This is a genomic window from Kitasatospora sp. SC0581, from assembly GCF_048159585.1.
Classification (GTDB): Bacteria; Actinomycetota; Actinomycetes; order Streptomycetales; family Streptomycetaceae; genus Kitasatospora.
Genome location: NZ_JBLRWA010000020.1, coordinates 123120 through 146126, shown reverse-complemented (window position 1 = coordinate 146126; position 23007 = coordinate 123120). Strand labels below are relative to the sequence as shown.

20 protein-coding genes and 1 tRNA gene are annotated in these 23007 nt (G+C 73.7%); 7 read left to right on the top strand and 14 right to left on the bottom strand.

What is annotated here, in order from left to right; genetic code table 11:
• Positions 1–72 precede the first annotated feature (72 nt).
• The 6 genes from ACLWS4_RS26270 to ACLWS4_RS26245 all read right to left on the bottom strand — a co-directional run bounded on the left by ACLWS4_RS26270 (position 73) and on the right by ACLWS4_RS26245 (position 6309).
• Positions 73–1395 carry an HD-GYP domain-containing protein gene (locus tag ACLWS4_RS26270; protein ID WP_117491946.1) on the bottom strand — a complete coding sequence of 441 codons (1323 nt, stop codon included), beginning with the start codon at positions 1393–1395 and terminating at the stop codon, positions 73–75.
• A gap of 125 nt (positions 1396–1520) precedes the next feature.
• Entirely contained in the window at positions 1521–2972 is a 1452-nt protein-coding gene (locus ACLWS4_RS26265) for an HD-GYP domain-containing protein (protein WP_416875347.1), read from the bottom strand.
• 410 nt (positions 2973–3382) lie between these two features.
• Positions 3383–3793: a mycothiol system anti-sigma-R factor gene (rsrA, locus tag ACLWS4_RS26260; protein ID WP_375874113.1), complete on the bottom strand. Its 411-nt coding sequence runs from the start codon at positions 3791–3793 to the stop codon at positions 3383–3385.
• On the bottom strand, positions 3790–4695 hold the full coding sequence (locus ACLWS4_RS26255; RefSeq protein WP_074001401.1) for a sigma-70 family RNA polymerase sigma factor: 906 nt from the start codon (positions 4693–4695) through the stop codon (positions 3790–3792). Before ACLWS4_RS26255 ends, rsrA begins: the two co-directional genes overlap by 4 nt.
• 163 nt (positions 4696–4858) lie before the next feature.
• Positions 4859–5512 (bottom strand): alpha/beta family hydrolase, encoded by a 654-nt coding sequence (locus ACLWS4_RS26250; RefSeq protein ID WP_416875346.1) that lies wholly within the window; start codon positions 5510–5512, stop codon positions 4859–4861.
• 44 nt (positions 5513–5556) lie between these two features.
• Positions 5557–6309 carry an SOS response-associated peptidase gene (locus ACLWS4_RS26245; RefSeq protein WP_380778638.1) on the bottom strand — a complete coding sequence of 251 codons (753 nt, stop codon included), beginning with the start codon at positions 6307–6309 and terminating at the stop codon, positions 5557–5559.
• A gap of 150 nt (positions 6310–6459) precedes the next feature.
• Here ACLWS4_RS26245 and ACLWS4_RS26240 point away from each other — a divergent pair, with 150 nt between their 5' ends.
• From ACLWS4_RS26240 to hisN, 5 genes are all read left to right on the top strand, one after another.
• Positions 6460–7185, top strand: coding sequence for a M50 family metallopeptidase (locus ACLWS4_RS26240; protein WP_074001398.1), 726 nt, complete (start codon positions 6460–6462; stop codon positions 7183–7185).
• Positions 7186–7253: 68 nt separating this feature from the next.
• A complete protein-coding gene (gene aroA, locus ACLWS4_RS26235; RefSeq protein WP_416875345.1) occupies positions 7254–8594 on the top strand; it encodes a 3-phosphoshikimate 1-carboxyvinyltransferase in 1341 nt (446 codons plus the stop codon).
• A gap of 15 nt (positions 8595–8609) precedes the next feature.
• Entirely contained in the window at positions 8610–9662 is a 1053-nt protein-coding gene (gene rsgA, locus ACLWS4_RS26230) for a ribosome small subunit-dependent GTPase A (RefSeq protein ID WP_049655059.1), read from the top strand.
• A 134-nt stretch (positions 9663–9796) separates the two neighbouring features.
• Positions 9797–10120: a DMT family transporter gene (locus ACLWS4_RS26225; protein ID WP_074001397.1), complete on the top strand. Its 324-nt coding sequence runs from the start codon at positions 9797–9799 to the stop codon at positions 10118–10120.
• An 18-nt stretch (positions 10121–10138) separates the two neighbouring features.
• On the top strand, positions 10139–10936 hold the full coding sequence (gene hisN, locus ACLWS4_RS26220) for a histidinol-phosphatase (RefSeq protein WP_049655055.1): 798 nt from the start codon (positions 10139–10141) through the stop codon (positions 10934–10936).
• A gap of 90 nt (positions 10937–11026) precedes the next feature.
• Here hisN and ACLWS4_RS26215 read toward each other — a convergent pair whose 3' ends face one another.
• Complete coding sequence (locus ACLWS4_RS26215) at positions 11027–12502, bottom strand: catalase (protein WP_074001396.1); 1476 nt, start codon at positions 12500–12502, stop codon at positions 11027–11029.
• Between the two features lie 104 nt (positions 12503–12606).
• Here ACLWS4_RS26215 and ACLWS4_RS26210 point away from each other — a divergent pair, with 104 nt between their 5' ends.
• Entirely contained in the window at positions 12607–13020 is a 414-nt protein-coding gene (locus tag ACLWS4_RS26210; protein ID WP_049655052.1) for a Fur family transcriptional regulator, read from the top strand.
• A gap of 79 nt (positions 13021–13099) precedes the next feature.
• Here ACLWS4_RS26210 and ACLWS4_RS26205 read toward each other — a convergent pair whose 3' ends face one another.
• From ACLWS4_RS26205 to ACLWS4_RS26195, 3 genes are all read right to left on the bottom strand, one after another.
• Entirely contained in the window at positions 13100–15076 is a 1977-nt protein-coding gene (locus ACLWS4_RS26205) for a tetratricopeptide repeat protein (protein WP_416875344.1), read from the bottom strand.
• Positions 15077–15454: 378 nt separating this feature from the next.
• Positions 15455–15528: transfer RNA gene (locus tag ACLWS4_RS26200), tRNA-Met, on the bottom strand.
• Between the two features lie 76 nt (positions 15529–15604).
• Entirely contained in the window at positions 15605–18565 is a 2961-nt protein-coding gene (locus ACLWS4_RS26195) for a UPF0182 family protein (RefSeq protein WP_074001563.1), read from the bottom strand.
• Positions 18566–18811: 246 nt separating this feature from the next.
• Here ACLWS4_RS26195 and ACLWS4_RS26190 point away from each other — a divergent pair, with 246 nt between their 5' ends.
• Positions 18812–19384 carry a PPA1309 family protein gene (locus ACLWS4_RS26190; RefSeq protein ID WP_049655907.1) on the top strand — a complete coding sequence of 191 codons (573 nt, stop codon included), beginning with the start codon at positions 18812–18814 and terminating at the stop codon, positions 19382–19384.
• 139 nt (positions 19385–19523) lie between these two features.
• Here the strand turns inward: ACLWS4_RS26190 and ACLWS4_RS26185 are convergent, their stop codons facing one another.
• From ACLWS4_RS26185 to ACLWS4_RS26170, 4 genes are all read right to left on the bottom strand, one after another.
• The gene (locus ACLWS4_RS26185) at positions 19524–20633 is read right to left on the bottom strand and encodes a PDZ domain-containing protein (RefSeq protein ID WP_416875343.1); all 1110 of its coding nucleotides are present in this window, start codon (positions 20631–20633) and stop codon (positions 19524–19526) included.
• Positions 20634–20675: 42 nt separating this feature from the next.
• Positions 20676–20849 (bottom strand): hypothetical protein, encoded by a 174-nt coding sequence (locus tag ACLWS4_RS26180; protein ID WP_234348548.1) that lies wholly within the window; start codon positions 20847–20849, stop codon positions 20676–20678.
• Positions 20850–21138: 289 nt separating this feature from the next.
• Positions 21139–21579 carry a molybdenum cofactor biosynthesis protein MoaE gene (locus ACLWS4_RS26175; RefSeq protein ID WP_416875342.1) on the bottom strand — a complete coding sequence of 147 codons (441 nt, stop codon included), beginning with the start codon at positions 21577–21579 and terminating at the stop codon, positions 21139–21141.
• Positions 21580–21752: 173 nt separating this feature from the next.
• Complete coding sequence (locus ACLWS4_RS26170) at positions 21753–22913, bottom strand: NAD-dependent epimerase/dehydratase family protein (RefSeq protein WP_107086545.1); 1161 nt, start codon at positions 22911–22913, stop codon at positions 21753–21755.
• Positions 22914–23007 lie beyond the last annotated feature (94 nt).

Sequence of the window (23007 nt, the reverse complement as noted above, 5' to 3'; positions counted from 1 at the left end):
TGGCGACCGACGACAACGCGGCGAGGTGCGTGCCCCGGCGTCGCCCCGCAGACGCGAGTTTGAAGACAGGCCCTAGCCGCCCACCCTGGCCAGGGCGTCCACCACGCGGGCGTCGTAGACCCGGCCCCGGCCCAGCCGCAGGGCCTCCAGCGCCTCCAGCCGCCCGACGGCCTCGCCGACGCCCCGGCCGCGGGCCGCCGTGAGCAGGTCGTCGTGGGCGTTGGCGACCCGGATGATCCGGGAGGCGAGCGGCACCGGGCCGTCGCCCGAGGCGGGCCCGGTGCACGGGTCGGCCAGCCGGGCGACCTGCTCGGCGACCTGCCGGGGCACCCCGGTGCGGCTGATCACCTCGCTGCCGAGGCGGGCGATCCGCTGCTGCTCGGCCTCGGGCAGCAGCGCGGTGGCGCCGTCCGGCACCGGTTCGACCAGGGACAGCTGGCCGACGTCGTGCATCAGCGCGGCGTACTCCAGCAGGGCGAGCTCGCGGGTGCCCAGACCCAGCTCGCGGCCCAGCGCGCACGCCGTGTCCGCGACCCGGCGCGCGTGCCCGTGCGGGGTGTACCCGGCCACCTCGGTGGCCCGGGCGAGGCTGGCGATGGTCTGCCCGGTGGTGGCCCGCACGGCGGCGGCGCGCCGGAAGGACACCTGGGCGAGCAGCAGCGGGGTGCAGAACAGCGGCAGCGCCCACAGCCCGACCTCGCCGGCCGCGAGGCTGACCAGCATCCCGGTGGCGACGATCGCCGAGCCGATGCCGAACAGCGAGCGCAGCTCGTCCTCCAGCGCCGCCGGGAACCGCAGCCCGCCGCCGGAGCGGCGCAGCAGCGCCGCCAGGGTCGCGTCGCAGAGCGCGGCCAGCGCGGCGACGGCGGTCAGGAACACCCCGTACGCCGGGCCCTCGGGCGAGAAGCGGTCGACCATGCCGCCGTTGTAGAGCGGCTGGAAGACGGCGCCCGCGAAGCCGACGGCGAGCACCCGGCGGGCGGCGCCGTCGCGGCGGGCCGGGTCGGCCCAGGGCGGACGGCGGTGCGGGCGCCCGGGGCCGTCCGGCAGGGCCCGGTCCGGCAGGACGAGGCCGGCCAGCCGGCCCAGCAGCAGGCCGGCCCCGGTCACCGCGACCACCTGGAGCGTCCCGTGCGCGGTCGGCACCCCGCGCAGCGGCCCGAGCAGGGCGTACGCCAGCGCACCGGCCGCGCCGATCGGCGCCTGCTCCCGATCCCCCGGAAGGGTGATGCGGACGCATTCGCCGAGCGCGATCAGCACGGTGAACGCCAGCGCGACCCGCGGCTCCGCGACCCCGCGCAGCGCGACGGCGCCCAGCGCGAGCGCCAGCAGCGCGGCGGCCGCCGCGTGCACCGCGCGCGCGGTGCGCCCGCAGGGCGCGCGGCCGAGGACCACGCGCCGCAGTGCCCGGGGCCCGGACACCCCGGGCCCGAACAGCTCCCGCCCGGCGGCGGCACCGGCACCACCGGAAGCCGCGCCACCGGAGGCCGCCCGCCCGGCAGCCGCCCGCCCGGGGGCCCTCACGGCTGCCCGGCCGCGGGGACGGTCCCGCCGCCCTGGGGCGGCACCCGGCCCGGGACGGCCTGGCCCGGGGCGGCCCGGACCGGCTCGGGCACCCCGAGCGGGATGTCCGGCACCGCCTCGATGGAGTCCTCGGAGTGCACCACCGGCTGCCAGTCGTACCCGGCCAGCGCGTCGATCAGCGCCCGCACCATCACCGGGTCGAACTGGCTGCCCGAGCAGCGCTCCAGCTCCGCGACCGCCTCGCCGACCGGGCGGCCGCGCCGGTAGGAGCGGGTGGAGGTCATCGAGTCGAAGGCGTCGGCGACCGAGATGATCCGGGCGAACTCGGGGATCTGCTCGCCGGCCAGCCCGCTCGGGTAGCCCCGGCCGTCCAGCCGCTCGTGGTGGTGCAGGATCCCGGCGTGCGCCTCGCCGAGGAAGTCGATCCCGCGCACCAGCTCGTACCCGTACACCGGGTGGATCTCCACCGCCCGGCGCTCGGCCTCGGTCAGGGGACCGTTTCTGCGCAGCAGCTCGGTGGCCACGCCGAGCTTGCCGACGTCGTGCAGGATGCCCGCGAAGCGCAGGGTGCGCAGCCGCTCGGCCTCCATGCCGAGCTGAGTGGCGATCAGCACCGAGGCCCGGCCGACCCGTTCGCTGTGGCCCCGGGTGTAGGAGTCCTTGATCTCCACGGCCTGCACCAGCGACTGCACGGTGGCCTGGTGGGCGTCCCTCTCGCGCTGGCCCTGGGCGAACACCCAGGCCGAGATGGACAGCGGCAGCAGCGCGAGCAGCGCCGCGAACGCGCCGTACGGGCCCTGCCAGAGCACCGCGACCATCAGCCCGCCGGCCGCGTGCACCAGCACCGGCAGCCCGCAGGACGCGTGCGCCCCGCTCAGCAGCACCCCGGGCCGGCGGCCCTCGCTGAGCATCAGCATGACGCCCACCACCACCCCGTTGACCAGGCAGAACACCGCGACGGCGGCGAATCCGGGCAGCAGTGCGGCCGGGAAGCGGGAGCCGAGCAGCAGCTGCGGGCCGTGCAGCAGGTGGAAGGCGACGGAGGAGGCGAAGGCGCACAGCGCGAGCTGGGAGCCGTTGAACAGCTGGCGCGGGCGGCAGCCGCGCCCGCTCGGCCCGCCGAGCAGCGCGGCCGGGGCGGCGACCAGGGCGGCGGCGGCCGGCGGGAGCATCAGCACCCCGGCGAACAGCACCGGGAAGAAGGTGTTCACCCCGGGCCGGGCGGGCGTCCGCTCGGGCAGCGCCGGCCGGCGCAGCAGCCGGCGCACCAGCACCAGGCAGGGCGTGGGCAGGCCCTGGGCCAGGGACTCCCAGCAGCCGTGCAGGAAGGCCAGGAGCGCGACCTTGGGCCAGTCCACCGGCGCGCCGAGCCAGTGCGGCCCCCCGGGGGCGGCCGCGGCGGGCAGCAGCGGCACCAGGCAGCACAGCGCCGCCACCGGCACCACCACCAGGTAGCGCGCCGCCCCTCGCGGCAGGGTCGAGCCTCCACAGTCGGTAGCGATCTCGACCTCCCCGCCGTACGGACCCCGTGTTGCCTCAGCGCGTCGGGCGGACCGACGGTGAGTGTCCGTCAGGAGAATAGGCCGCCCTCCGGACATGGGGACGCATGATGGCGCAATGGCGCAGTTGGCGCACCGCCAGCTCACTCGAACGAGTGACGGCGCATGCGAGCAGAACGGGAGCGGCCCCGGGAGTGTGTACTCCCGGGGCCGCTGTTGCCCTTGCCCTGAACCCGCCCGACACCCGCCCGGACGTGCCCGAACCGTCCGGCCCGCCCTCGCCGGCGGGCCGCGGGGCTACCGCCCCCGGCGGTCGACCAAGGAGTCGGCCGCCGTACGGGCGTTCGCCCGACGGGTCGTCACTCCGCGGGGGCGCCGGCCTCGACCGGAGCGCCCGAGCGCCCGGCCGTCTCCGTCTCGCCCGCCCCGCCCGGCCTGGGCGCCGGCCGGGCCGACTCGACGTGCAGCTCGACGGTGGTCTCCACGGCGACCACCACCTGCTCGCCCGAGCGCTGCCCGGCCCGGATCGAGTCGATCCTGGCCAGCACCTTGCTGCGCAGGTCGGTCGGGGTGTCGTCGCACCCGCAGGAACGCTTGATCAACGCCTTGATCGCCTGCTCCAGCCCGTACTGCTTCAGGCAGGGTGAGCACTCCTCGAAGTGCACCCGCAACTTGGCGCAGTCACCCTCGGCCATCTCGTTGTCGAGGAATTCATAGAGGTGGTCGAGGACCTCGCCACACTCGGTTTCGTGCGGATCGCCGCAGCTCATGAGCCCGAGCCCTTCGCTTCCTGCCCTGCCCCGCTGCCGGCCGGGACGAGCCCGCGCTCACGGGCGTAATCCTCCAGCATGCCGCGCAGCTGACGGCGGCCGCGGTGCAGCCGGGACATCACCGTACCGATGGGAGTACCCATGATGTCCGCGATCTCCTTGTACGCAAAGCCTTCTACGTCCGCGAGATAGACGGCGATCCGGAATTCCTCCGGGATGGCCTGGAGCGCGTCCTTCACATCGCTGTCGGGGAGGTGGTCGAGCGCCTGGGTCTCGGCCGAGCGCAGACCGGTCGACATGTGCGACTCGGCCCGGGCCAGCTGCCAGTCCTCGATCTCCTCCGCCGCGGTGCGCTGGGGCTCCCGCTGCTTCTTGCGGTACGAGTTGATGAACGTGTTGGTGAGGATGCGGTACAGCCAGGCCTTGAGGTTCGTCCCCTCACGGAACTGGTGGAAGGACGCGTACGCCTTGGCGAACGCCTCCTGGAGCAGGTCCTCCGCGTCGGCCGGGTTGCGCGTCATGCGCAGCGCCGCCGAGTACATCGGATCCAGGTAGCCCAGGGCGTCGCGCTCGAAGCGCTCCCGCCGGGCCTCCTCGCTCTCCTCCGCCGACACCCGGTAGGTGTCCTCACCGATCGCCTCGGCCAGCTCCTCACCGGTGAGCGCCTCGCCCGCGGGCAGGGCGTCGCCCGGGCCACGGCCCGGATCGGCCTCGTGCTCGGTCCCGACGACCGGACCCACCTCCTCGGCATGACGGGCACGGCCCACGGCGGGCCGCCCAGAAATGGAGGATATCGGGCTGACGGGCTTCTCGCCCGCGTCGATCCAGTCCGACCAGGAGGGGGCGAACGCCGCGGTGGCCTCGCGCTCCTCAGGCCGTTCGGGGCACGCGATCGAACCCATCTGCCCTGCCTCTCACCGGTGACTCCTGCTGACGGAGACGACAACCACACGCGCCCCGCCCGCATTCCCGTCCCCGGGCGCCATTCACTCGCACGAGTGAGCGAATGGAAACTCCCTGCTCACGGCCCCGAAGCCGGAGCCGGAGCCGGACCGCCCCACGGCCTCACACCAGCCGCAGCACCCAGTCCCCCACCGCCGAGCAGATCAGGTCCAGCACCTCGTCCTGCCCCACCGGCGCCCGCTTGGGCACCTCGAAGCCGTGGCTGCCGTACGGCACCGCCACCAGCTCGTGCCCCTGCGGCAGCTCCGGGAACTCCACCGGCCCGCCGAACGGGTCCGCCGCGCTCTGCACCACCAGCGTCGGCAGCCCGGACCCCAGCAGCTCCTCCGCCCGGCTCTTCTCCGGCCGGCCCGGCGGGTGCAGCGGGAACGCCAGCGCCACCACCCCGACCGCCCCGGTCGCCGCGCCCGTCCGGCAGGCCACCCGCGCCCCCGCGCTGCGCCCGCCGACCACCAGCGGCAGCCCCTGCCCGGCCAGCCGCTCGGCCACCGGCCGCCAGCCCACGTCCAGCGTCTTCGGCGCCGGGCCCAGCCTCCGGCCCGCCACCCGCCAGGGCTGCTCGACCAGCGCCACGGTGATCCCCCGGGCCGGCAGCTTCGCGGCCAGCGCCACCAGGTCCCTGGCCTCGATCCCGCCGCCCGCGCCGTGGCCGAGGGCCAAGACGGCCACCGGCTTCGCGGCCCGGTGGTAGCTGATCCGGGCCTCCCCGGCCCCGGTGGGGACCGCTTCGGTGCGGACCGGTTCGGTGGTGCTCATCTCGACGTCTCCCGGAACGTTCGCAAAAGGTCGGAACAGGCGGCTCAGAACAGGGTGGTCTCGTACTCGGGCTCGGCCCACGGCTCCTTGAGCTCCGGGCCGTTGTTGCGGATGCTGCCGACCGCCGGCGACACCGGGGTGGCCACCAGCGCGCCCGGCGGCGGGGGTATCAGCAGCCGGCGCAGCCCGTCCGGGTCGGTCAGCCGCGGGTCCAGCCACTCGTCCCAGTCCCCCCGGTCCAGGAACAGCGGCATCCGCTCGTGGATCGGCGCCAGCAGCTCCTCGGCGTCCGTGGTGACGATCGTGAACGTCACCAGCCAGGCCTCCGGGTGCCCCGGCGGCACCGCCCGGTTGCGCCAGAACTCGTACAGCCCGGCCAGCGCCAACGGGGCACCGTCCGCCCGGGACACGAAGTACGGCTTCTTGCGGGCCTTGCCGCGCTCCCCCGGAACCGTCTGCCACTCGTAGTAGCCGTCCACCGGCAGGATGCACCGGCGGGCGGCGAAGGCCTGCCGGTACGAGGGCTTCTCGTGCACCGTGTCCGACCGGGCGTTGATCATCTTCACCGCCGTCTCGGCGGAGTTCGACCACTGCGGCACCAGCCCCCAGCGCAGCACCCGCAGCTGGCGCACCGGCCGCGGCCGCTCCCGGCCCAGCCGCTCCAGCACCACGAACGCGCTGTTGGTCGGCGCGACGTTCCAGTTCGGGTCCAGGGTCTCCTCGGGGTCCCAGTGCTCGACGCCGAACAGCTCGACGACGTCCCCGGGCTTGCTGCTCGCTGCGAACCGACCGCACATGCGGGCCAGCTTGCCATGCCGCCGCTCCTCAGGACCTGTTCATCCACGGACCAGAACCACCCCCTGCCTCCCGCCCGTCCCCGCATGGGAGGCTGCCCCGAACGGCCCACACGGCGGCCCGGTACGACGGACGGAGGCGGAGAGACCCCGATGAACGCGAACGACCAGACCCTCGGCGACCTGTGGAACCAGGTGACCGGCACCCAGGCCGCCCCGCCCGGCTGGCTGGTCCTGGCCACCGGCGCCGCCGCCCTGCTCACCGTCCTGGCCCGCCCGCTCTGGCACGTCGCCCGCAACGCCGTGACCATCGCCCACGAAGGCGGCCACGGCCTGATCGCCCTGGTCACCGGCCGCAAACTGGCCGGCATCCGGCTGCACTCGGACACCTCCGGACTCACCCTCTCCTACGGCCGCCCCACCGGCCCCGGCATGGTCCTCACCGCCGCCGCCGGCTACACCGCCCCCGCCCTGCTCGGCCTCGGCTGCGCCGCCCTGCTCGCCGCCGACCGGATCACCCTGCTGCTCTGGCTGGCGATCGTGCTGCTGCTCGCCCTGCTCCTGCGCATCCGCAACGCCTTCGGCTTCCTCACCGTGCTGGTCGCCGGCGGCGCCTTCTTCCTGGTCTCCTGGTTCGGCAGCGCCGAGGTCCAGGCCGGCTTCGCCTACCTCGGCTGCTGGTTCCTGCTCCTCGGCGCCGTCCGCCCGGTCCTGGAGCTCCAGCACCAGCGCCGGATCGGCTGGGCCCGCGACTCCGACGCCGACCAGCTCGCCCGGCTCACCCACGTCCCCGCCCTCGCCTGGGTCACCGTCTTCCTGCTCGTCGCCCTCGCCTGCCTCGCCCTCGGCGCCGCCTGGCTGCTCCAGCCCCTGCAGTGAGCCCACCGGGCCTCCCGCCGCCCGGCCGCGCGCCGAGAACGTTCCCGTACGGCCCCTAGACTTGCCCCATGACCGAGACCCTGTGGCCCGCCCCCGTCGCGACCAGCCCCGTCGACGCCACCGTCACCATCCCCGGCTCCAAGTCGGTCACCAACCGGGCCCTGGTGCTGGCGGCCCTCGCCGACGGGCCGGGCTGGGTGCGGCGCCCGCTGCGCAGCCGCGACTCCCAGCTGATGGCCGACGGCCTGCGCGCCCTCGGGGTCACCATCGAGGAGAAGGTCAACAACGACTCCGGCGGCACCGGCGGCGGCGAGGCCTGGCGGGTCATCCCCGCCCCCGCGCTGCTCGGCCCCGCCTCGGTCGACGTCGGCAACGCCGGCACCGTGATGCGCTTCCTGCCCCCGCTGGCCGTCCTGGCCGACGGCCCGGTGCACTTCGACGGCGACCCGCGCTGCTACGAGCGCCCCCAGCACGGCGTGATCAACGCCCTGCGCGCGCTCGGCGCCCGGATCGAGGACGGCGGCCGCGGCGCCTTCCCGCTGACGGTGCACGGCACCGGCTCGCTGGACGGCGGCCCGGTCGAGCTGGACGCCTCCTCCTCGTCCCAGTTCGTCTCCGCCCTGCTGCTCTCCGGCGCCCGGTACAACCACGGCATCGAGGTCCGCCACGTCGGCGGCCCGGTCCCGTCGCTGCCGCACATCCGGATGACCGTGGAGATGCTGCGGCTGGCCGGCGCCCAGGTCGACGCCCCCGAGGACGGCGGCGAGAAGGACGTCTGGCGGGTCACCCCGGGCGCCGTGATCGGCCGCGACCTGGTGGTCGAGCCGGACCTCTCCAACGCCGCGCCGTTCTTCGGCGCAGCGCTGGTCACCGGTGGCCGGGTCACCGTGCGGGACTGGCCCAAGCACACCTCCCAGCCCGGTGACCAGCTGCGCGAGATCTACACCCGGATGGGTGGCGCCTGCGAGTTCACCGACGAGGGCCTGCAGTTCACCGGCACCGGCCGGATCCACGGCATCGAGGCCGACCTGCACGACGTCGGCGAGCTCACCCCGGTGATCGCCGCCGTCGCCGCGCTCGCCGACTCCGAGTCCCACCTGTACGGCATCGCGCACCTGCGCCTGCACGAGACGGACCGGCTCGCCGCGCTCGCCAAGGAGATCAACGACCTGGGCGGCGACGTCACGGAGACCGAGGACGGTCTGCGGATCCGCCCGCGCCCGCTGCACGGGGGCGTCTTCCACACCTACGAGGACCACCGCCTCGCCACCGCCGCCGCCGTCCTCGGCCTCGCCGTCCCCGGCGTGGAGGTCGAGAACGTGGCCACCACCGCCAAGACCCTGCCCGACTTCCCGGGGATGTGGGCCGAACTGCTCGGCGAAGCGGCGGAAGCGGCGGCGGGCGTCTGAGCGGAGACTGAGCACATGCGCCGCTACGGCAAGGACGCCGACGAGGACGACATCCGCAACCGCCCCGCGCGCCGGGGGTCCCGGCCGCGGACCCGGATCCGGCCCAAGCACGAGGACGCCGCCGAGGCGATGGTGTTGACCGTCGACCGCGGCCGGGTCACCTGCCTGGTCGACCCGGGGACGAAGCAGGAGCGCGAGGTCGTCGCCATGAAGGCCCGCGAGCTGGGCCGCAAGGGCGTCGTCGTCGGCGACATGGTCAATCTGGTCGGGGACCTCTCCGGGGACGCCGACACCCTGGCCCGGATCGTCCGGGTCGAGGAGCGCGGCTCGGTGCTGCGGCGCACGGCGGACGACGACGACCCGTACGAGCGGATCGTGGTCGCCAACGCCCAGCAGCTGGCGATCGTCACCGCCCTGGCCGACCCGGAGCCGCGCCCCCGGCTGATCGACCGCTGCCTGGTGGCGGCCTACGACGCGGGCATGGAGCCGCTGCTGGTGCTCACCAAGTCCGACCTCGCGCCGGCCTCGACGCTGCTGGACTCGTACGCCCCGCTGGGCATCACGTACGTGGTCACCCGCCGCGACGAGCTGGAGACCACCGGCGCCGAGGCCGTCCGCGAGCACCTGCGCGGGCTGTCCACGGTGTTCATCGGCCATTCGGGCGTCGGCAAGACCACCCTGGTCAACGCGCTCGTCCCGGACCGCCAGCGGCAGACCGGGCGCGTCAACGCGGTGACCGGCCGCGGCCGGCACACCACCGTCTCCGCCCTGGCGCTGCGGCTGCCCCCGCCGCCCGGCGCCAAGCCGGGCTCGAAGAAGGCGCTGAACCCCGGCTGGGTGATCGACACGCCCGGCTTCCGCTCCTTCGGCCTCTCGCACATCGACCCGTCCCGGGTCATCCTCGCCTTCCCCGACCTGGAGCCCGGCACCGTCGACTGCCCGCGCGCGTGCAGCCACGACGAGCCGGACTGCGCGCTGGACGCCTGGGTCGCCGAGGGCCACGCCGAGGCCGCCCGGCTCTACTCGCTGCGCCGGCTGCTGGCCAGCAAGGAGGGCGAGCTCGACTGAGCCCGGCCGGACCGGGCCCGTCCCCGGGTTCGGGGCCGGTGGCCCGTTCGAGGTGTCGGAGCGGGCTCACCTGGCGATCATAGGAAGGTCGGACCGTACCCGGTCCGGCCCCCGATCGACAGGGAGGGCACGCGATGGCATGGGCCCTGGTGGTCCTGGCCGGCCTGCTGGAGACCGGCTTCGCGATCAACCTCAAGCTCAGCGAGGGTTTCACCAGGCTCTGGCCCACCATCAGCTTCTGCGTGTTCGCCCTCGGCAGCTTCGGCCTGCTCACCCTCTCGCTGAAGACCCTGCCGGTCGGCCCCGCCTACGCGGTGTGGACGGGCATCGGCGCGGCGGGCACCGCGATCTACGGCATGGTCTTCCTGGACGAGACCAGTTCGGTCCTCAAGCTGGTCTCGATCTCGCTGGTGATCGCCGGCGTCATCGGCCTCCAGCTCAGCGGCACGGCCCACTGAGCGGCTAGGGTTTCGGGCATGGCCGATTACCACGACGACCTCCGACTCGCCCATGTCCTCGCCGACTCGGCCGACTCGGTCACCCTGGAGCGCTTCCGCGCCCTCGACCTGAAGGTCGAGACCAAGCCCGACCTCACCCCGGTGAGCGACGCCGACAAGGCCGCCGAGGAGCTGGTGCGGAGCGTGCTCCAGCGCGCCCGCCCGCGCGACGCCGTCCTCGGCGAGGAGTTCGGCCTCCAGGGCTCGGGCCCGCGCCGCTGGGTGATCGACCCGATCGACGGCACCAAGAACTACATCCGCGGCGTCCCGGTCTGGGCCACCCTGATCGCCCTGCTGGAGGACGGCCCGGACGGCGTCGAGCGCCCGGTGGTCGGCATGGTCTCCGCCCCCGCGCTCCAGCGCCGCTGGTGGGCGGCCAAGGGCCTCGGGGCGTTCGGCGGCCGCAGCCTGGCCAAGGCCTCCCGGCTGCACGTCTCCGGCGTCTCCCGGATCGAGGACGCCTCCTTCTCCTACTCCTCGCTCACCGGCTGGGAGGAGCGCGGGCGCCTCGACCCGTTCCTGGACCTCACCCGCGCCTGCTGGCGCACCCGCGCCTACGGCGACTTCTGGTCCTACATGATGGTCGCCGAGGGCGCCGTCGACATCGCCGCCGAGCCCGAGCTGTCGCTGTGGGACATGGCGGCCAACTGCATCATCGTCGAGGAGGCCGGCGGCCGCTTCACCGGTCTGGACGGCGTCCCCGGCCCCGGCGGCGCCGACGCCGTCGCCTCCAACGGCCTGCTGCACGAGGAGGCCCTGCGCCGGCTGGGCGTCTGAGCCGGATCCTCGGGCCGAGGCGTGCGCGGGCCCCGGTGACCTGTGGGAGCAGGTCACCGGGGCCCGCCGTTCTCGCCCGGGTGCGCGGGGCTACTGCTTGCGCAGCTCCCGGACCGCCGCGTCCAGCCGCTGCCCGAAGTCGGCGTCGGCCTTGCGGAAGTTGTCGACCGCCCGCTCCACGATGTCCTCGCGGTCGGCCGAGACCTTGGCGATGAAGCCCGCCAGGTTGGCGACCAGGCGCTGCTTCTCCTCCTCGGAGAACAGCCGGTAGAGGTCGCCGGCCTGCACGAAGTCGTCGTCCTCGGCGTGCGAGGGCGCGACGTGGTTGCCGGTGAGGCCGTCGACGGCGGTCGCGGCCCACAGCGGACGGCCGGTCTGCACCGGGCCGCCGAAGCTGTTCGGCTCGTAGTTCTTCTGCCGGCCGTGGCGGCCGTCGTACAGGTAGCCGTCCCGGCTGTTGGTGCGGGCCTCGGTGGCGTGCGGACGGTTCACCGGCAGGTGGTCGGCGTTGATGCCGACCCGGTAGCGATGGGCGTCGGCGTACGCGAACAGGCGGCCCTGGAGCATCTTGTCCGGGGACGGGCCGATGCCGGGCACGAAGTGCGCCGGGGAGAAGACCGACTGCTCGACCTCGGCGAAGACGTTGTCGGGGTTGCGGTTGAGCTCCAGCTTCCCGATCTCGATCGGCGGGTAGTCGGCGTGCGGCCAGACCTTGGTCAGGTCGAAGGGGTTGAAGCGGTAGTTCGCCGCGTCGGCCGCCGGCATGATCTGGACCTGCACCGTCCAGCTGGGGAACTCGCCGCGCTCGATCGACTCGCGCAGGTCGCGCTGGTGGCTGTCCGGGTCCTCGCCGGCGAGGGTGTTGGCCTCGGCCTGGGTGAGGTTGCGGATGCCCTGGTCGGTCTTGAAGTGGTACTTGACCCAGAAGTGCTCGCCGGCCTCGTTCTGCCACTGGTAGGTGTGCGAGCCGTAGCCGTTCATGTGCCGGTACGAGGCCGGGATGCCGCGGTCGCCGAACAGCCAGGTCACCTGGTGGGTGGCCTCGGGCGACAGGCCCCAGAAGTCCCAGACGTTGTCCGCCTCCTGCGAGCCGGTGTACGGGTCGCGCTTCTGGGTGTGGATGAAGTCGGGGAACTTGATGGCGTCCTTGATGAAGAACACCGGGGTGTTGTTGCCGACGAGGTCGTAGTTGCCCTCCTCGGTGTAGAACTTCAGCGCGAAGCCGCGCGGGTCGCGCACCGCGTCGGCCGCGCCGAGGTTGCCCGCCACCGTGGAGAAGCGCAGGAACGTCTCGGTCTGCTTGCCGACCTCGGAGAGGAACGCCGCCCGGGTCCAGGGCGTCAGGTCCGCGGTCACGGTGAAGGTGCCGTACGCGCCGGCGCCGCGGGCGTGCACCACGCGCTCCGGGATCCGCTCGCGGTTGAAGTGCGCGAGCTTCTCGAACAGCAGCTGGTCCTGGATGAGCGCCGGGCCCCCGGGGCCCGCCGTCTCGGTGTTCTGGTTGTCGGCGACGGGGGCACCCGCCTCCGTGGTCAGGGTCGGGCGCAGCTCGTCCTGGGTCGTCATGGGAGTGCCTCCGCGGTATCCGGTCGTGATGACACGATCCTAACTTGGACTTTGTCCAAGTCAATACTGGAACCAATCTCGGAGGGTGACCTACTCTGGAGGGCATGAGCGACCTGCTGGAGAGACTGCGCGCGAGAGGCTGGCGGCTGACCTCGCAGCGCCGGGTCGTGGCCGAGGTCCTGGACGGCGAACACGTCCACCTCACCGCGGACGAGGTGCACGCCCGCGCGACGACCCGACTGCCGGAGATCAGCCGCGCCACCGTCTACAACACGCTCGGCGAACTCGTCGCCCTCGGCGAGGTCCTGGAGGTCGCCGCCGACGGCCGCGCCAAGCGCTACGACCCCAACGCCCACCGCGCCCACCAGCACCTGATCTGCTCGGGCTGCGGCGCGATCCGCGACGTCCAGCCGCAGGGCGACCCGCTCGCCGCCCTCCCCGCCGCCGAGCGCTTCGGCTTCACCGTCACCGCCGCCGAGGTCACCTACCGCGGCCTGTGCCCGAACTGCCGCCCCTAGCCCGCCGGTTGCCCCCTGCCTCCCGGCTACCCCCAGCCGCCCCTGCCGAACCGCCGCCCCCAGCCGCCCGGTTGCCCCGCTACGCGCTCAACTCCGCGTTCAGCGCGCCCAGCAGCCGCCCGGCCCGCTCCGCCACCTCGGCCGGCCCGGAGTCGATCGCCCGCCGGCACCAGTTCTCCGCCTGCATCGGCTCCCCGCGGCGCAGCGCCAGCAGCGCCAGGCGCAGCGCCGCCCGGCCGTGCCCGGCATCGGCGGCCCGGGTGTACCAGAGCATCGCCTCGGCCTCGCTGTCCTGCCGGGCCAGCAGCAGCCCCAGGTTGAACGCGGCACTGCGGCTGCCCGCCTCGGCGGCCCGCCGGTACCAGCTCTCGGCGATCTCCAGCGCCCCGCGCTCGGCCGCCCGCACACCCATCCGCACCTGCGCCCGGCGGTGCCCGGCGTCGGCCGCCAGCGCGTACCAGTGCTCGGCCTCGGCGTCCGCGTCCCCGCGCCGGTCCAGCAGCGAGGCCAGCCGGAACGCGCCCTCGGCCGAACCGCCGGCCGCCGCCTGCCGGTAGCGCTCCAGCGCCCCGCCCAGGTTGCCGCGCTGCTCCTGGACGACCGCGAGCTGCAGGGCCGCCTCGCCGTGCCCCTCGGCCGCGGCCCGCGCGTACCATTCCTGGGCCTGCTGCTGCTCGCCGCGCCCGGCGTGCAGCACGCCGAGGTTGAACGCCCCGTCCACGCTGCCGGCCTCGGCCGCCTTGGAGAACCAGGGCTGGGCACCGGACTCGTCGCCGCGCTGCAGCAGCACCACGGCCAGCGCGTTGCAGGCCTCCCGGTGCCCGGCGTACGCGGCCCGGCGGTACCACTGCTCGGCCTGCTGCTCGCGACCGGTGCCGGCGCAGAGCAGGCCGAGGTTGAAGGCGCCGTTCTGGTCGCCCGCGTCCAGCGCGGCCCGGTACCAGCGCTCGGCCGCGGCGGCCTCGCCGCGGCTCGCGTGCAGCGCCCCCAGCGCGTTGGCGGCGTTGCCGTCCCCGGCCTCGGCGGCCTCCTGCCACCACTCGGCGGCGGCCGCCAGGTCCCCGGAGTCGCGCAGCAGGAAGCCCAGCGCGCAGGCCGCGCGCGGCTCCCCGTTCTGCGCGGCCTGCCGGTACCAGCGGGCCGCCTCGTCCAGCAGCGACCGGTCGGCGCGGGCCCGCTCCTCCAACAACACGCCCAGGCGCAGCGCGGCGCGGGCGTGGCTGCGGGCGGCGGCGGTGCGGTACCAGGTCTCGGCGGTCTCCTTGTCCCCGGCGGCCTCGCGCATCCGGGCCAGCCGGTAGGAGGCCTCCCGGTGCCCGGCGTCGGCGGAGACCTTGAACCAGCGCTCGGCGCGCACGTCCCGCCGGTGCTCCATCAGGTCGCCCAGGGCGTAGGCGCCCAGCGGGTGGCCGTGGTCGGCGGCGTAGTGCAGCCAGTACTCGGCGGCCTCCTCCTCGCCCTGGTCGCGCAGTTGCAGCCCGAGCGCGTGCGCGGCCGGCGCGCTGCCGGCCACGGCGGCCTGGCGCCACCACTGCCCGGCCTCGGCGCGGTGGCCCTGCTGGTGCAGCAGCACGCCGAGGTTGTTGGCGGCGGCGCGCACCCCGGCGGCCGCGGCGGCGCGCAGGTAGGGCTCGGCGTCCTCCAGTTCGCCGCGGCGCAGCAGCAGGGTGCCGAGCCGGCAGGCGGCGTCCGGGTCGCCGCCGCCGTCGGCCTGCCGGTGGCGGGCCTCCAGCGCGGCGGACTCGCGGGCGGCGAGGGCGGTCTCGAAGCTGGTCGAGTCGAGGCCGGCCGGGTCGATCGCGGCGCCGGCGCCCGGCTCCCCGCCGGGCTGCTCCCCGTACGCGCCGACGGCGGCGGCGAACTGACGGGTCGACACGTGGACGAGGCTGTCGGGCCCGTAGCCCTGGGTCGGGGGGCGCTCGGACAGTCCGCTGGTGCGCTGGGCGGGCAGGGCTCCGGGGTGGTTGGCCGTACGCTCGGCGCTCTCCGCCCAGGCGTCGGTGTCCGCCTCGGCGGCCGCCGAGGACCTGGCGCCTGACTTGCCGATCAGCCTCATGCCGACTCCCGCTCCCCCAGAGTGTCGCGGCATCGTGCCCCGGCGTGCGTCCGGGGGGACTCCCAGGGGAGGCGCCGGACCCGACGGCCGGTCAGCGGCCGCGCACCGTCCCCCATGTGTCCCATCGTCGCATCACCCAGTACCCGCGTACACCTGCCCCGGCCGAATTCCGGCGGGGCCGACCCGAAGCCGACGAAATTGCTTCGGCGCTTTGTCGATTTCCCGACACGTCAACCCCACAAACCCCGTTGCCGTCCTCCTTGGCGACGGTCGATAGTACCGGAGCGGTTCCCGCCGCTTCCGGACGAGAACGGCCCGGGAGCGGCGCGGGAAACACCAGAGGCCCGGAGGAAGAATCCTCCGGGCCTCTGGCCTTTGTAGCGGGGACAGGATTTGAACCTGCGACCTCTGGGTTATGAGCCCAGCGAGCTACCGAGCTGCTCCACCCCGCGTCGGTGGTTAAACCATAGCACGGGCGCGGGGTGGAACGGAAAACGGTTACCGCAGCTCAGCGGCCGCCTCCGCGGACTACGGCTGCGGGCTGGGCGATCCGCCGCCGGTGGCACCCGGGGCGGGAGTGCCGGCCGGGGCCGGCGCCGGGCTGCCGCCGCGGGCCGCCTCCGCTGCCTTCAGGGCGTCGCCGAGCGCCTTCTGGGCGTTGCCGTAGGCCACCCAGTCGCCGTTCTTGAACGCGGTCTGGCTGTCGCCGTACGCCTTCTCCGCGTCCGAGAGCGCCTTCTGGAGCTCCGGCGAGATCGTCCCGCCCGGCGCCGGCGTCGCCGGTGCCGTCGGGGTGGTGGTCGGAGCGGTCCCGGTGCCCGGCGTGGACGGCACGATCGGGGTGGTCGACGGGGGCGCCCCGCCGAACACCTTCTTCAGCGCGGCCTCCAGGGTGTCCTCGAACGCCACGTTGTCGTCCCCGTACACCGCCAGGACCTTCTGCATCGTCGGGTACTTGGCACCGCGACCGCGCACGTACACCGGCTCGATGTTGAGCAGCCCGCCGCCGACCGGCAGGGTCAGCAGGTTGCCGTACTCCAGCTCGGCGTCCCCGCCGCTCTTCAGGGCGAAGATCTGGTTGGCCACCTCCTGGCGGGAGTTGAACTTCGACTGCACCAGGCCGGGGCCGGGGGCGCCGCTCTCGCCCGTCATCTTCAGGATGCGGATCTTCCCGTAGTCGTCCCCCGGGTCCGCGTTGACGGCCATGAAGGCCGCCAGGTTGGGCCGCTGGTTGGGCACGAAGGTGCTGGTGAGCGAGAAGTTCGCGGTGTTCGTGTCCGGCATCCGCACCGTCACGTAGTACGGCGGCTGGACCTGCTTGGTGTCGCTGCTCGGGTCCACCGGGACCTGCCAGATGTCACTGCCGTTGAAGAAGGAGTTGGCGTCGGTGACGTGGTACTGGCCGAGCAGGTCGCGCTGCACCTTGAACATGTCCTGCGGGTAGCGCAGGTGCGGCAGCAGCGTCTGCGGGATGTCCGCCTTCGGCTCGACGGTGCCCGGGAAGGCCTTCATCCAGGTCTTCAGGACCGGGTCCTTGTCGTCCCACTGGTAGAGCTTCACCTCGCCGGTGTAGGCGTCCACCGTGGCCTTGACCGAGTTGCGGATGTAGTTGACCTGGTTGGCGGCGGTCAGCAGCTCACCGCGCTGGTTGGTCAGCGAGTCCTTGGTGGCGGCGCCCAGCGTCGTCTTCGAGGAGAACGGGAAGCCGTCCGAGGTGGTGTAGCCGTCCAGCACCCAGACCACGCGGCCGTCCTGCACCACCGGGTACGGGTCGGCGTCGATCGACAGCCACGGCGCGACCTTCTCCACCCGCTCCTTCGGCGTGCGGTTGTAGATGACCTTGGCGCCGTCGGTGATGGCCCCCGCGTAGAGGATCTGCGGCTCCGTGAAGCGCACCGCGTACGCGGCCCGGGTCAGCGGGTTGTCCAGCGAGACGCCGCTGCCGCCGGAGTAGGTGTACTCGGCGTTCTGGCCGGTCTTGGGATCGGTGTAGTCGATCTCCTTGTTGGCGCCGCCGACGATCGAGTACGTGGTGGTCTTCTCGCCGTAGTAGATCCGCTGCTGGTAGTCGCCCAGCGTGCCGGTGGCCGGCAGGCCCGACTCGGTGAACACCGGCTGGCCCTTGTCGTCGACCTGGTTGCCCTTGGCGACCACCGCGCCGTAGCCGTGGGTGTACTTGAAGTGGTCGTTGATCCAGTTGCGCTGCACGCCGTTGAGGTCGAGCTCGCGCAGGCCGATCACGCTGTCCTGCTTGTCCTGCCCGGTGCCGTAGCGGTCCACGTCCAGCGTGTTCGGGAAGGCGTAGTAGTTGCGCTGCTGCTCCAGCGACTGGAACGCCGGCGAGACGACGTTCGGGTCCAGCAGCCGGATGTCCGCGATGGTCTGCGCGTCCGGCTTGAGCGCGTCGGCATTGGTGGTGCCCTGCGGGGTGTACTGGGTGGTCTGCGCGTCCGCGATCCCGTACGCCTGGCGGGTGGCGTCGATGTTCTTCTGGATGTACGGCGTCTCCTTGGCCTGCTCGTTCGGCTTGACCTGGAACTGCTGCACGATCGCCGGGTACAGCCCGCCGATCAGCACCGCCGACAGCACCATCAGCCCCAGGCCGATCAGGGCCGGGGCCCAGGTGCGGCGGATCGGGGTCAGGAAGAACAGCACCGCGCAGATGATCGCGACGAAGAACAGGATGGTCTTGGCCGGCAGGAACGCGTTGGCGTCCACGTAGCGCAGACCCGTCCAGCCCGAGACGCCCTTGTACGAGCCGGTCTTCACCGCCAGCGCGTACCGGTCCAGCCAGTACGCGACGGCCTTCAGCAGCACGAACACGCCCAGCAGCACCGCCAGGTGCCCCTGCGCGCCCGCGCTCGCCCGGCGCCCCGGGCCCTGCAGCCGCAGCCCGCCGTACAGGTAGTGCACCAGCGCCGAGGTCAGCAGCGAGACGATCACCGCGCTGAACGCGAAGCCCAGCACGAACTCGTAGAACGGCAGGTCGAAGGCGTAGAACGAGACGTCCATGCCGAACTGCGAGTCCTTCTCACCGAAGGAGGTCGAGTTCGTCCACATCAGCCAGGTCCGCCACTGGCCCGAGGCCGCGGCGCCGGCCACCAGGCCGATCACCAGCGAGACCCCGATCAGCGCCCAGCGCTTGAACGGCGCCAGGCCCGACCGGTAGCGGTCCAGGCTCTGCTGCTCCACCGACATCGCCGACAGCGGCGGCCGCAGCCGGTGCGCCAGCCAGATGTTGAAGCCGACGATCACCGCCATCAGCAGGCCGAACACCCCGAACAGGCCGATCTTCGTCCACAGCTGGGTGGTGAACACCGAGGAGAAGTGGACCGACCTGAACCACAGCCAGTCCGTCCAGAAGCCCGCGAACATGACGAACAGCAGGAAGAGCACCGCGAGCACGCCCAGGGTCAGCAGGGCCACCCGCGCCCGCCGGGAGGGCGGGCCTACCCTGCGCCGGAAACCCGGCCCTGAGCGTTCGGGCATCTGGAAGACCACGGTGGCACCTCGGCTGTGTCGTCTGAATGGGGTCGGTCGTCAGAGCAACTTAACCAGGCTTTGGCCGAGTTCCCACCGTTAGCAGACGGTTACGACGGCCGCCCGCCGCCGGCCGTCCCCGCCACGGCTCCCCCGGCCCTCCCGACAGCCCGCGACGACCCCCGCGACGACCCCCCGACCGCCCCCGGCGGCCTTCCGGCGAGCGCGCCCCGCCCGGCGTGTGAGGATTGAGGCATGTCCGACGCGTCTGATCTGAACAACTCCCCCGACGACGTCTCCAAGCTCCCGGCCGCCACCCCGCTGACCCGGGCCGCGCTGGAGATCGACGAGTACGCCTCCACCCTCGGCTGGGACCTCCCGGCCCGGCTGTTCGCCCTGGTGGACAGCGCCGCCCTGCGCAAGGCCAACCCGAAGATCGCCAAGCAGCTCGGCCTCGCCGACGGCGACGAGCCCGGCCTGACCCCGATCGAGCAGGACGAGCTGCCGGCCGGCATGGAGCTCGACAAGTTCCTCGGCACCATCGCCTGGCCCGACTCCGTGGCCGGCTGCGCCCTGGTCGTCGAGCGCCTCATGCTGCCCCCGGGCGCCGAGCAGTCCCGCCCGCGCGGCGCCTCCGACGCCCAGCTCGCCGAGTGGGTGGCCAACCACCCCAAGCGCGAGGAGGTGCGGATCACCGCCGCGGTGCTCCGCGGCGGCAAGAAGGAGATCGCGCTGCGGCTGCGCTCCAAGGACGTCGCCCGCGAGGTGCTGACCGGCCCCGACCTGGTGCCCGGCCTGACCGACGCGCTGCTGGCGACCTTCGCCTGACGCCTTCCCGCCGATGTTCCCGGGCGGCCGCCCCGGCGGCTGCCCGGCAGGCCCCGTGCCGACGGCCCGACCGCTGCCCGGCGGCTGCCCGGTGACTACCCGGCCGCTGATCGCCGACTGCTCGGCGACTGCCCGGCCGCTACTTGGCGGCGCAGGACGGCAGCGCGGAGGTCTGCCCCAAGCGGACCTGCTCCAGCGACTTCAGCGCGCTGTCCAGCGTGTCCGTCTTGATCAAGGTCAGCCCGGACGGGACGTTCTTGGTCGCCTCGGCGCAGTTCGAGGACGGGGTGAAGAAGTACTCGGCCCCGGCGTCCCGGGCGGCGATCAGCTTCATCGAGATGCCGCCGATCGGCCCGACCTTGCCGTCGTCGTCGATGGTCCCGGTGCCGGCCACGAACTTGCCGCCGGTGAGGTCGCCGCCCGGGGTGAGCTTGTCGATGATGCCGAGCGAGAACATCAGCCCGGCGCTCGGGCCGCCGACGTCCTGCAGCCCGATGTCGATCTGGAACGGGTAGGTGTGCCGGATCCCGGTGCCGATGCCCACCACCGCGAGCTCCGCCCGCTCGGCGGGGGCCTTCGGGTCGAGGTCCTTGGCCCGGACGGTCGGGACGGTGACGTCGGTCTTCCCGCCCGCCGTGGCGACGCCGTTCGCGTCCTTGACCCGCGGCACGACGGTGAAGACCGCCGACTCGCCCGGCTTGTGCTTGGTGACCGCCGCGACCACCTGCTCGACCGAGCCGGCCGGGACGCCGTCCACGGCCACGATCTGGTCGCCCGCGTGCAGCCGGCCCTCGGCCGGGGCGCCCGCGGTGACCGACTTCACGATCAGCTCGCTGCCGACCGGCACGCCCAGCTGCTTGAGCGCCGCGGTGCGGGCGCTGTCCTCGGAGGAGGCGAACTCCTCGGCGTTCTGCTTCTTGGCGTCCGCGTCCGACTGCCCCTTGGGGTAGACGTTGTCGTGCGGCACCACCAGCACGTCGTCCCGCAGCCAGCCGACCACCGCGTTGACCAGGCTGGGCTCGTACTTGGCCCCGGTGACCTGGACGGTGGTCATGTTGAGGTGCCCGGTCGTCGGGTACGACTCGTGCCCGCTGATGCTGATCACCGGCTTGCCGCCCTGGTTGCCGAGCGTGTTGTACGTCGGCCCCGGGCTCATCTCCGTGTACGGCACCTTCATCAGCACCGAGACGCAGAGCAGCGCTATGAGCAGCAGGGTGGCAGCGAGCATCGTCGCGGAGCGGCGTGGCATGCCTCGACAGTACGGGACGTGCCTGAAGCGGCGCCCGCCGGGCTACCGGCCGGAGCCCTCACCCGGGGCGGCGGCGCCCGCGGTGGTGCGTTCCATCGCGGCCATGAAGCGCCGGTGTTCGGCGAGTGAGGCCGGATCGCCGGTGGCCCGCGGGGCCCGCTGGGCCCACCCCGCCCAGAGGGCGGCGACCAGGACGGCGACAACCGGAATGATCAACCAGGCGAGCACACCCATACCAGCACTCCCAGCTCGTCGTGTCTATGAGCAGATTAACCACTCCGGCGGACAACGCGGCCGGCGCCGTCCGGGTTACGGGACGGCCGATCGGCTCACTTCCAGGGAGTATCCGGAGCGCCGGCACGGACCCGTTGGAGTGAGACCGCGGCGCGCCTGACCCGACGGACGCGCGAGGTGTGCCGTTCGGTTCCGCCCGGCTCGGGCCCTCGCGTCCGGTTCCATGCCGTGCCGTGCCGTCCGGTCCGGTTCCGTCGTGCCCGGGCCGGCCTCAGCAGTTGCCGGCGCCGACCCACTCCTCCGCGCCGTCGGAGAAGACCTGGTGCTTCCAGATCGGCACCTCGCGCTTGAGGTCGTCGATCAGCCGGCGGGCGGCCGCGAAGGCCTCGCCGCGGTGGGCGCAGGAGACGGCGACGATCACGGCCTTGTCGGTGATCTCCAGCCGGCCCACCCGGTGGACCGCGGCCAGCGCCCGGACCGGGAAGTCCGCGGCCACCTTCTCGGCGACCCGGCGCAGCTCCTGCTCGGCGGTGGGGTGGCAGCTGTACTCCAGCGCGGAGACCGACTTGCCGCCGTCGTGGTCCCGGACCGTCCCGACGAAGACGGTGGTGCCGCCGGCCGCGTCGTCGCCGACCGCCTCGTACACCTCGTCCAGCGAGAGCGGGGTGTCGCGGATGGCGAGCAGGCGGATGGGGTCGTGGTTGTCGGACATGACCCCATGATTCCCCATCCGGGACGCTCCGGGGCAAGTGCTTTCCGCACCGCGGTTCCGGAATTTCGCATCGTGAGAAATCGCGGGAGGGCGCCGCCCGCCGGCCGGGCCCCGCCGTCCGGCACCGGCCGATCGGAACCGGCACTCAGGACCGGCCGATCGGGACCGGCCGCTCAGAACCGCCGCCGCTTGCGGGCCCGGCGCACCAGCGCCGCCGTACCGACCAGCGCCACCGTCGCCCCGGCCGCCCCCAGGCTGGTCGCCGCCTCCTTGCCGCCCAGCCGGCGCCCGGCCACCGCGTGCTTGCCGGACACCTGCTCCAGCAGCTCGGCCAGCACCTGCTCGTTGGTGTGCGCCGGGCGCCAGCCCGCCTCGTGCAGCCGGCTGCCGGACACCACCCACGGGTACATCGTGTACGCCAGGTCCCCGGCCGGGGCCGGGGTCAGGCCCAGCCGGTGCAGCCGCGCGGCCGTACCGAGCGCCAGCGAGGCCGGCAGCTCCATCCGCCGGATCCCGGACAGGCGCTCCACGTCCTCCTGCTCCAGCCAGCCGTCGCAGCCGACCGTCACCTCGCCCTCGACCAGGCCCAGCGCCGCGTACTCCAGCGCCGCCGCCAGGTCGTCCACGTGGCAGAACTGCCAGCACGGCCGGGAGCCGGCCACCACCAGCAGCCTGGGCGCCTCGAAGTGCCGGGTCAGCACGGTGTCCACGCCGGGGCCCACCACCACGGCCGGACGCAGCACCGTCACCTGCAGGCCCGGGTGGGCGCGCGGCGCCCGGCGGGCCAGCCGCTCGATCTCCAGCAGGTCCCCGACCAGCGAGGCCTCCTCGGTGGCCCGCAGCTCGGAGTCCTCGGCCAGCGGCACCTCGTTGTCGGCCAGCGCGCCGTAGACCATCGCCGAGGTGCACAGCACCACGCGGTGCACCCCGGCGGCCGCGGCCGCGGTCAGCACCGTCTGGGCGCCGCGCACGTTGTAGGCGCTGCGGGCCCGGGCGTCCGACTCCATGCCGAAGTCCATCGCCAGGTGCACCACCACGTCGACCCCGGCCAGCCGCTCGGCCACCGCCGGGTCACGCACGTCGAGGACCCGCCACTGCACGCCCGGCACGTCGCCGCGCCGGTCGTCCACCGCGAGGACCTTCCGCACGTGCGGCGAGGCCACCAGCCGGGCGGCGACCCGCTCGCCCAGCACCCCCGCGGCGCCCGTGACCGCCACGGTCAGCGGCCGTCCGCCGTAGGCTGGAGGCGGCGACGCCGTGGTGTCCGACGCGTCCTCTCCTCCGGTCTCTCCTCCGGTCAGCCCAGAGCGAACGTCCGAGGGCGGGGAACTCACCGGCCATCCTCCACGGTTAGCTTTATGTGCGTACGGACGTGTGTCACGTACGTCCATCCTGCCCGAGGCGAAGGCCCGGTGGTGCACCCGGCGC

What these genes read in the sequence shown, in the direction of transcription:
- rsrA (WP_375874113.1), bottom strand. Translation starts at nt 3,793, where the DNA reads ATGAGCTGCGGCGATCCGCACGAAACCGAGTGTGGCGAGGTCCTCGAC.
- ACLWS4_RS26175 (WP_416875342.1), bottom strand. Translation starts at nt 21,579, where the DNA reads ATGTCCGACAACCACGACCCCATCCGCCTGCTCGCCATCCGCGACACC.
- ACLWS4_RS26245 (WP_380778638.1), bottom strand. Translation starts at nt 6,309, where the DNA reads ATGTGCGGTCGGTTCGCAGCGAGCAGCAAGCCCGGGGACGTCGTCGAG.
- ACLWS4_RS26190 (WP_049655907.1), top strand. Translation starts at nt 18,812, where the DNA reads ATGTCCGACGCGTCTGATCTGAACAACTCCCCCGACGACGTCTCCAAG.
- ACLWS4_RS26205 (WP_416875344.1), bottom strand. Translation starts at nt 15,076, where the DNA reads ATGAGGCTGATCGGCAAGTCAGGCGCCAGGTCCTCGGCGGCCGCCGAG.
- rsgA (WP_049655059.1), top strand. Translation starts at nt 8,610, where the DNA reads ATGCGCCGCTACGGCAAGGACGCCGACGAGGACGACATCCGCAACCGC.
- ACLWS4_RS26210 (WP_049655052.1), top strand. Translation starts at nt 12,607, where the DNA reads ATGAGCGACCTGCTGGAGAGACTGCGCGCGAGAGGCTGGCGGCTGACC.
- ACLWS4_RS26255 (WP_074001401.1), bottom strand. Translation starts at nt 4,695, where the DNA reads ATGGGTTCGATCGCGTGCCCCGAACGGCCTGAGGAGCGCGAGGCCACC.
- ACLWS4_RS26195 (WP_074001563.1), bottom strand. Translation starts at nt 18,565, where the DNA reads ATGCCCGAACGCTCAGGGCCGGGTTTCCGGCGCAGGGTAGGCCCGCCC.
- aroA (WP_416875345.1), top strand. Translation starts at nt 7,254, where the DNA reads ATGACCGAGACCCTGTGGCCCGCCCCCGTCGCGACCAGCCCCGTCGAC.
- ACLWS4_RS26250 (WP_416875346.1), bottom strand. Translation starts at nt 5,512, where the DNA reads ATGAGCACCACCGAACCGGTCCGCACCGAAGCGGTCCCCACCGGGGCC.
- ACLWS4_RS26225 (WP_074001397.1), top strand. Translation starts at nt 9,797, where the DNA reads ATGGCATGGGCCCTGGTGGTCCTGGCCGGCCTGCTGGAGACCGGCTTC.
- ACLWS4_RS26215 (WP_074001396.1), bottom strand. Translation starts at nt 12,502, where the DNA reads ATGACGACCCAGGACGAGCTGCGCCCGACCCTGACCACGGAGGCGGGT.
- ACLWS4_RS26240 (WP_074001398.1), top strand. Translation starts at nt 6,460, where the DNA reads ATGAACGCGAACGACCAGACCCTCGGCGACCTGTGGAACCAGGTGACC.
- hisN (WP_049655055.1), top strand. Translation starts at nt 10,139, where the DNA reads ATGGCCGATTACCACGACGACCTCCGACTCGCCCATGTCCTCGCCGAC.
- ACLWS4_RS26185 (WP_416875343.1), bottom strand. Translation starts at nt 20,633, where the DNA reads ATGCCACGCCGCTCCGCGACGATGCTCGCTGCCACCCTGCTGCTCATA.